This window comes from Nocardia neocaledoniensis (genome assembly GCF_029868625.1).
GTDB lineage: Bacteria > Actinomycetota > Actinomycetes > Mycobacteriales > Mycobacteriaceae > Nocardia > Nocardia neocaledoniensis_A.
Genome location: NZ_JARWOJ010000166.1, coordinates 22,505 through 29,618, shown reverse-complemented (window position 1 = coordinate 29,618; position 7,114 = coordinate 22,505). Strand labels below are relative to the sequence as shown.

The following is a 7,114-nucleotide window of genomic DNA, read 5'->3' as shown; positions in this document are numbered from 1 at the left end:
CGGGTCGGTGAGCGCCCGAGTCGGCAGCTCCTGGCTGGTCGGCGGCGCCGGGACAGCCGGGCCCGGCGAACCACGGCGTAGCCCCGGTGCGGAGGCGCCGGGTCATGTCCACGGCGCCCCAGCCGACCAGGGCGGCGGCCGAATGATGCCGCCCCAGTCGGCGGCCCCGAGGCGGTCCGCCCTCGGTCCCGGGTGGCTCCGGCGTCGGCTACACGACGCCGCTCGGGCCGATCGGCGGCACCGGATTCACGATGCCCAGGGCGTTACGGCGTCGGCTGGACGATGCCGCCGGGGCCGGTCGGCGGTGCGGGGACCGTCGGGTTCACGATGCCGCCCGGGCCGGTCGGCGGTGCCTGCGTGGTCGGATTGACGATGTCGCCGGGACCGATGGGTGCCGGGCTGGTGGTCTCGACCGGGGGCGGCGTGGTCTGGTCACCCTCCGGACCGGCGCCGTGGTTCGGGTTGGTGCAGATGGTGCCCTCGCACGGGACCCACGTCCCGTCGCCGTTCGGGTTGGGCATCATGTTCGGGCCCGGCGCGGGCGAGGTCTGGTGTTGATGGCCCTCGTCGCCGTGCCCGGGATCGTGGTGCGTCGCGCTGGTGGTGGTCGTCGGCTTCGCGGAGGTCGTGGTGGTGGTCTCCGTGTCGGAACCGGAGTCGTCGGAACAGGCGGCCCCGAGCGCCGTCACCGTCGCGATCAGCGAAACGAACAGAATCCGCTTCATTCAGTCAGCCTTTCGTCGTCCCGGCCGGACGGCCCGCGGACACCGAGCCGAAACACCGAGCCGGAGAACCTGTTTGTGCCGCGCGAGACGGCAGGGCCGGGTCCACACGACAACGCTGACCAACCTGTGCGGATCCCGTCGACGAACTGTAGATCGCGCGACCGCCGCGCAGACCGGAATCGCGATCAGATCAGCAGCGAGGAGAGCGTGCGCCCGGCCAGCTCCCGCGCGGTCCTGGTCAGGTGCGCCTGATCGGCGAAGTCCGCGCCCGCCGCCGCGTCGGCCACCGAGCCGCCGGGCAGCGCGATCACGGCCTGCCGGAGCCGCTCCCACCTGCGCAGCCGAGCCAGCGGAACGCCGAGTTGCGACCGCACGAGATTGCGCAGGCGCGGCGCGGAGAGTCCGACCGCCCCCGCCAGCTCGGCCACCGAGGCCGCGTCACCCAGGTGCGCGAGGGCCCGCGCGACCCGGGGATCGAGGTCGGCGCGGGACCCGAGCAAGGCCACGGCCTCGGTACACAGGGCCGCCAGATCCGGGGCGCCCGTGAGGTCGTCGCCCATGCCGAGCGCGTCGAGCAAGCGCCGCCTGTCGTGTGCCGACAGCGCGACCGGCCCTGGCCGCGTCGCCAGCAGCTGCACGTCGAGCGAGATCCGGACGACCCCGCCGCGCACCCTGCACGCATGCCACCACTGCGGCGGAACCACGACCGCGGGCGCCTCGATCCGCCCCGCCTCCCCGTAGACCTCGACCGGCCGGTTTCCCAAGGGCAACACCAGCTTCCACACCGGATGCCGATGTGCCCCGACCATCCCGTCATCGGTGCGAGCGAACAGCGCCGCCGATTCGCCGCTGGCGAAAACCACCCGGCGATCGTTTCGTTCAAGCCGCCACAGCCGCTCCGGCGCCATGCTCACCTCATGCACGCTATCGCAGCGATCGCGCTCGGCGGCTTTCTCATCGCGATCGGCGTCTCACACTTCCTCGCCCCCGCCTATTACCGGACGCTCGTGCCCGCCGCCCTGCCACGTCCGGACCTGCTGGTGGTGGCGAGCGGCATCGTCGAGATCGCAATCGGCGCGGCCACGACTATGCCGATGACCAGGACATTCGGCATGTGGATGGCCCTGGCGCTGCTGTCGTCCTACCTCGTGCTGTGGGTCTCCCGACTGCTCCGCGCGGGCGCCGGACGTGGCGCGACGGCGGCCGTCGGCGTCAACGCGGCCTACGTCACCTGGGCGGCCCTGCTCGTCTCCACCGGATCCTGATCCCCGAAAGGCCTCACCATGCTCGCGCTGTACATCGCCCTCACCGCACTCACCGCCCTGCTCATGGCCGCCGGCTCCTGGATGGGCTACACCCACCACCCCATCCCGGTCGCGGCCGCCGCGAACGTGGGCGTCCCCCGCTCCTGGATGTTCCCCATCGCGACCTGCCTGGGCGCCGCGGCCATCGGCCTGCTCGCCGGCTTCGTCCTCCCGCCGGTCGGCGTAGCGGCCTCCGCGGGCCTGATCCTCTACTTCATCGGCGCCGTCATCGCCCACCTCCGCGTAGGCGACCACGCCCTCTCCCAGCCCCTGGCCTTCCTCGCCCTCTCCGCAGCCACCTTCACCGCGACAGTCCTCTACCGCTACGCCTGACCACTCGGAGAAAGAATTGACCGGCTCACCACCCGGTCTGATAGAGTCGCGAACGCGCTCGAAGAGCACACGCCGATGTAGTTCAATGGTAGAACTTCTGCTTCCCAAGCAGACAGCGCGGGTTCGATTCCCGTCATCGGCTCCAGCACGAAAGCCCCCAGGTCAACCGGGGGCTTTCGTCGTTTCAGCCGATCTGCCCGAAACGCTCCCGAAGGGCGGCATGCCACACACGTGCCAGTCGACCGACTTCGCAGTTCTCCGGCTGACGCTTCGCCACCATGGCCGTCGGGCTGAACTTCCTACCCGCCCAGCCTGATTTGGATGCCGACCATGCGCTCCGAGCCGCCGCGCAGCGCGCTGCCCGCGAGACCGATCCGGGCGGCCAGGCCGTATTTTCGCTTCATCAGTTCGATGATGTGCGCGCTCGCGTCGGGCGGCAGCACCTCGGCTACGCCGGGCACGGTGACGCCGCGCGGTGTGCCGCGCCAGTCGCTGGCGGAAACCGCCACCCTCCCGCTGTTGCGGATTCGCTTCACCTTTCCGGCGTCCGCCGCGCTGAACACGGCCAGCGCCGGACCGTCGCGCATCACCCAGACCGGGGTGGCAACCGGCGTGCCGTCTCGGCGGAAAGTGGTGAGCAGCAAGTACTTACCGGCTGCCAAGTCGTCCAACGTGTTCGTTCGCTCCATGGCAATATACTAACCAGTTAGTTACTTTGGGAACCGTGAACCGGATGCGCAGGCCTCAGCTGGAAGGGCTCCGATGGGGAGATTCGTTTGGACGCTGCTCGCGGGCTTCGCGCTCGGCACGCCCGCCATCCCCGTCGGACTCTCACTCGCCTTACCCGGCCCTGTCGCGTTGCTCGCGGTCCTGCTGGGCGCCGGGTGCTGCGTCACCCTCGGGGTCCACGTCATGGAACGCGGCCGGCTGCGCTGGCAATCGTGGCGCCTCCGCCGGAAATGGGCGGCGGTACAGGCAGGTTCGACGACGGCAGTCGAAGGTGAAAGCCCCAGCGCGATTTCCACAGGAGCGGCAGCGACGGACTCCCGGCTGGCAGGCACGGCGGGACGACGCGCCCGGCGAATCCTTGCCCGGTTCGGTGTCGTCGGCTTCGGATTACTGGGGCCCGCGCTGTTCGGCACGTGGGGCTCGGCCCTGCTCGGCGCCGCACTCGGCATCCCCCGCCGGCAGCTGATCCGCTGGTTGATGGCAGGAATCACCCTGTGGTGCACAGTGCTGCTGATCGCCTCGGATCTGGCCTTCGATGTCTTCGGAATCGGATGACCGAGCGAGCCGAAACTACGATGGCCCCATGTCCCGCGCCGACGCCACCAAGGCACGCATCCTCCAAGCCGCCACCGAGGAGTTCGCCGCCTACGGCATCGCGGGAGCCCGGGTGGACCGGATCGCCAAAGCGGCGGCGGCCAACAAGAACCTCATCTACGTCTATTTCTGCAGCAAGGACCAACTGTTCGACGCGGTTTTCGACGCCCACGTGACCCACGGGCTCGACTCGGTCCCGTTCACCCCGGACGACCTCCCCGGGTACGCGGGACGGCTTTTCGACTACAGCCGGCAGCATCCCGAGGTCACCCGGCTGGCGACCTGGCACCGTCTCGAGCGCGGCGATCAGGACCCGGCCGGTACGTCCTCGCCGCGCGCGGCCAAGCTGACTGCGCTTGCCGCGGCGCAGCAGGCCGATGGTTTCGGCGCCGCCTTCTCGCCCAGCGCGCTGCTGACCCTGGTCCTGAGCATCGCCCTCGCCTGGGACCCCAGCAATGCCACCGGCATGTCCGCCGCCGCGACCACCCCCGCCGACGATCGCCGCAGCGCCGTTGTCGAGGCTGTCCGCCGGCTCCTGTGACGCGGTTCGCGAGGCCCGTCGCCGGGCTCTAGGGTCCGTACCATGACACGGGTGGGGAGATCGCGTTCTGCTGGGGTGAAAGTGCTGCTCGGGATCGCGGCGATCGCGTTCTTGGCCGGTGGGGCGGCGACTGTTGTCGGGCTCGGGGGTTTGACTTCGGATCCTGATGCGGTGCCGACCTGTGACGGGAAGATCATGGCCGTCGGGGAGCGGTGCGAGATCACCAAGGGTGGGTCCACGGTCGACTCGTACACCTATCAGGAGAAGCTCGAGCGGCAGCGGGCGAACAAGGACAGTGCCGGGACCACGATCACCATCGGGCTCACGGTGATCGGGGTAAGTCTGCTCGCCGGGGCGCTCGTCGAAATCAGGTTCCGGCGCGCGGGCCGTCGGCGGACTCCGCACAGGGCAGAGACGATCCCGGCACCCTCGGCATCAACGCCGCCAGTACCAACACCTTCGGTACAAACCTCGTCTGTCCCAACGCAATCCACGGCTGACACGCCCACGCGACCCGTCGATTCCGACGCGACTCGAAGCAGACGTGCAGTGGTGATCACCGCGGTGGTCGCCTGGCTATGTGTAGCCACGGCGGTGGTCGTCGGCGTGGTGGTCGTCCTCGACGACCGGTCCGACACCTCGGAACCATCTCCTTCGCAGGCAGCGGCCGCGTCTTCCACGGCGGCTCGCGCCCGTCATACCGAGTCCCTGATGGCCGGGATGCCCGCGACACTGCGCGCGGCGATCGAACGCTGCGAACCGAGGTATGTCAATCAAAGGCACGTTCTCCGCACCGGCACCTGCTACCTGGCGAAGGGCAGCCCACTGGTCGCCGGCTTGGCCGCCCACGACGGGATGGCCGGCATCTTCGAGGTCTCGAACGTGAACGCTGCCTCCTACTACGAGACGATGCGCTACCTCCCCTTGGGGAGCACCGTGTTCCTCGATGACAGCACTCGATTCGCGGTGTTCCATCAGGACCCGTACGCCTCCGACCCGCCCGGTATCGGAAACCGCATGCAGTACCTCGACCGCCGGAACGGCTTGTGGATACAAGTGAGCTACTTGGTCACCTTGCGGGACGCCGAGACCTTTCTCGCACGCGCGGGGTTCTGACCGTAACTAGGGAATGACGATCGGGCAGGACATGGCGCCTACGGCGCAGGCGAAGGCCTCGATGAGGTCCTGGGCGGAACCGGTGCCGAGCGTGCCGCTACCCGTGCTCGGGGTTTCCGCCGCGGCCGGGCCCGTGGCGATGAGAAGTCCCGTGGCGACGGCGACAGCGGCAACTCCGGCGCGCATTGTTCGATTCAGGTTGAGCATGACCGAATCGTAGAGTCGAGCAGAGGTTTTCGGCTGCCCCGAAAACCGGGGCTAGAATCGCCCATGGCTTCGACGCACCCCTTCTTCCAACTGGGAGCCACCAGTCGGCGACTGGTTCATCTCGCGTTGTGCGAAGACGCCGTGCGCACCTGGAACGAATACGTCCAGGGAAATCCGGCCGCGCTGCACTACCGCGACTCGGTCGTCGGAATGCGGCACCACGTCGATATCGCACTGCCGGCCGATGCCCTTCGCGCAGCGCGAGCCGGCGTGGATGACGCGGAGGTCGACGGCCGCTACCTCGAGCCCATCGCCGCGCTGCAAGACGACGATCTGACCTTCCCCGATTCGGTCGAACTCGGCTACTACGCGATTTACAACTGTTTCCGCAAATATGTCAGCGGTGAGGACATTCAGGATTGGCTGATTATCAACCAGGCCTTGTCCGTTCACCACGACAGCGAGGTGGCAGCCCGCCTGACACGCGCGATCGACGAACTCGATCCGATCGCGCGCGGCCGAGACGCCGGACCGCCATAGCCTCCCGGTCAGCCGGTGTGCAGGGTGCGAAATTTGCTGGCGTGGAAGACGAGTGGGTCGATGTCTTCGCGTGCGGCGATGCGGTGGACTCGCAGGAGCACGACCAGGTGATCGCCTGCGGGGACGTGGGTTTCGGGAACACCCTCGATCCACGCCGTGGCGCCGTCGATGAAGACCGCCTCACCGGTGCCCCGGTGCAGGGCGGTCTCACGAAAACGGTCACCGTTGCGAGCGCCCAGAGCCTTGGCGGCGGCCTGCTGATCGGTGCCGAGCAGGCTGAGGCCGAGGTGGCCTGCGGCGGCCAGCTTCGGCCAGGTCGACGACGAATTCTGGACGCAGAACGAGACCAGGGGCGGGTCGAGGGAGACGGGCACGAAGGTGCTCACCGCCAGGCCGTGCGGGGTGCCATCGATCTCGGCGCAGACCGCGACGACGCCGCTGGGAAAGTTCGCGAAGGCACGGCGGAGGCCGCTGCCGTCGGCGGGAAAGTCCAAGAGCTCATGCATGATTCGTCTCCACGACGTGGTTCGTCAGCGCTGCCACGACCGGCGCCCACCGTTGCGCGTACGCCTCGATGACACCGTCTTCGGCGAAACTGCGATCAGCGAGGTAGAGCCCCGGCAGCGCCGCGGTCCCACCGATTTCCACCAGCACCGGTTTGAGCAGCAGGTCCGGCGCGAGAGCGTGGGTGGGGCCCGCGCCGAGCATCACCGGCACGGTGACCACCCCGGCCAGACCCGTGCCGCCGTCGAACTGCTCGAGGAACAGTTTGAGCAGCCCGGTGTAGGTGGCCTTGAAGGTCGGACTCGCGAAAATCACCAGCCGCGAGGCGGATACGGTCCGCGCGGCCGCGGCGACGGCGGGATCGCCCCAGCCGAGCAGACCGGGCCCGAGGGTCACGAGGTCGATCACCTCGGGTTCGATGTCGGGCCGCAGCGCGCGGGCCACCCGCACGGCCGCGTCCAGGGTGCGCGAGGCCGGTTTCGGATTTCCGACCACAACGGTCACAGTCACTGCCAAGTCCT

The 7,114-nt window shown here is 69.0% G+C and carries 12 protein-coding genes and 1 tRNA gene; 7 read left to right on the top strand and 6 right to left on the bottom strand.

The window, feature by feature from the left end:
• Window positions 1-263 precede the first annotated feature (263 nt).
• The gene (locus QH270_RS11940; RefSeq protein ID WP_280340905.1) at window positions 264-725 is read right to left on the bottom strand and encodes a hypothetical protein; all 462 of its coding nucleotides are present in this window, start codon (window positions 723-725) and stop codon (window positions 264-266) included.
• Between the two features lie 185 nt (window positions 726-910).
• Window positions 911-1,588 carry a helix-turn-helix domain-containing protein gene (locus QH270_RS11935; protein WP_280340902.1) on the bottom strand — a complete coding sequence of 226 codons (678 nt, stop codon included), beginning with the start codon at window positions 1,586-1,588 and terminating at the stop codon, window positions 911-913.
• Between the two features lie 54 nt (window positions 1,589-1,642).
• Between QH270_RS11935 and QH270_RS11930 the strand changes: the two genes are divergently transcribed.
• The 3 genes from QH270_RS11930 (at window position 1,643) to QH270_RS11920 (ending at window position 2,507) form a co-directional block, all read left to right on the top strand.
• Window positions 1,643-1,990 (top strand): hypothetical protein, encoded by a 348-nt coding sequence (locus tag QH270_RS11930; protein ID WP_280340900.1) that lies wholly within the window; start codon window positions 1,643-1,645, stop codon window positions 1,988-1,990.
• Window positions 1,991-2,008: 18 nt separating this feature from the next.
• Complete coding sequence (locus QH270_RS11925) at window positions 2,009-2,362, top strand: DoxX family protein (protein ID WP_280340897.1); 354 nt, start codon at window positions 2,009-2,011, stop codon at window positions 2,360-2,362.
• Between the two features lie 71 nt (window positions 2,363-2,433).
• Window positions 2,434-2,507, top strand: a tRNA-Gly gene (locus QH270_RS11920).
• A gap of 154 nt (window positions 2,508-2,661) precedes the next feature.
• Here the strand turns inward: QH270_RS11920 and QH270_RS11915 are convergent.
• Window positions 2,662-3,051, bottom strand: a complete 390-nt coding sequence (locus QH270_RS11915) for a PPOX class F420-dependent oxidoreductase (RefSeq protein WP_280340896.1) — start codon at window positions 3,049-3,051, stop codon at window positions 2,662-2,664.
• A gap of 73 nt (window positions 3,052-3,124) precedes the next feature.
• On the opposite strand from QH270_RS11915, the gene QH270_RS11910 reads away from it, so the two are divergent.
• The 3 genes from QH270_RS11910 to QH270_RS11900 all read left to right on the top strand — a co-directional run bounded on the left by QH270_RS11910 (window position 3,125) and on the right by QH270_RS11900 (window position 5,342).
• A complete protein-coding gene (locus tag QH270_RS11910) occupies window positions 3,125-3,646 on the top strand; it encodes a hypothetical protein (protein ID WP_280340893.1) in 522 nt (173 codons plus the stop codon).
• A gap of 28 nt (window positions 3,647-3,674) precedes the next feature.
• Window positions 3,675-4,226 carry a TetR/AcrR family transcriptional regulator gene (locus QH270_RS11905; protein ID WP_280340891.1) on the top strand — a complete coding sequence of 184 codons (552 nt, stop codon included), beginning with the start codon at window positions 3,675-3,677 and terminating at the stop codon, window positions 4,224-4,226.
• An 81-nt stretch (window positions 4,227-4,307) separates the two neighbouring features.
• Window positions 4,308-5,342 (top strand): hypothetical protein, encoded by a 1,035-nt coding sequence (locus tag QH270_RS11900; RefSeq protein WP_280340889.1) that lies wholly within the window; start codon window positions 4,308-4,310, stop codon window positions 5,340-5,342.
• A 6-nt stretch (window positions 5,343-5,348) separates the two neighbouring features.
• Here QH270_RS11900 and QH270_RS11895 read toward each other — a convergent pair whose 3' ends face one another.
• Entirely contained in the window at window positions 5,349-5,549 is a 201-nt protein-coding gene (locus tag QH270_RS11895; protein WP_280340887.1) for a hypothetical protein, read from the bottom strand.
• Between the two features lie 63 nt (window positions 5,550-5,612).
• Here QH270_RS11895 and QH270_RS11890 point away from each other — a divergent pair, with 63 nt between their 5' ends.
• Window positions 5,613-6,089, top strand: a complete 477-nt coding sequence (locus tag QH270_RS11890; RefSeq protein ID WP_280340884.1) for a hypothetical protein — start codon at window positions 5,613-5,615, stop codon at window positions 6,087-6,089.
• An 8-nt stretch (window positions 6,090-6,097) separates the two neighbouring features.
• Here the strand turns inward: QH270_RS11890 and QH270_RS11885 are convergent, their stop codons facing one another.
• Together QH270_RS11885 and QH270_RS11880 are read right to left on the bottom strand one after the other, a co-directional pair.
• A complete protein-coding gene (locus QH270_RS11885; protein WP_280340882.1) occupies window positions 6,098-6,595 on the bottom strand; it encodes a flavin reductase family protein in 498 nt (165 codons plus the stop codon).
• Window positions 6,588-7,103, bottom strand: coding sequence for an NADPH-dependent FMN reductase (locus QH270_RS11880; protein WP_280340879.1), 516 nt, complete (start codon window positions 7,101-7,103; stop codon window positions 6,588-6,590). Before QH270_RS11880 ends, QH270_RS11885 begins: the two co-directional genes overlap by 8 nt.
• Between the last annotated feature and the right edge of the window lie 11 nt (window positions 7,104-7,114).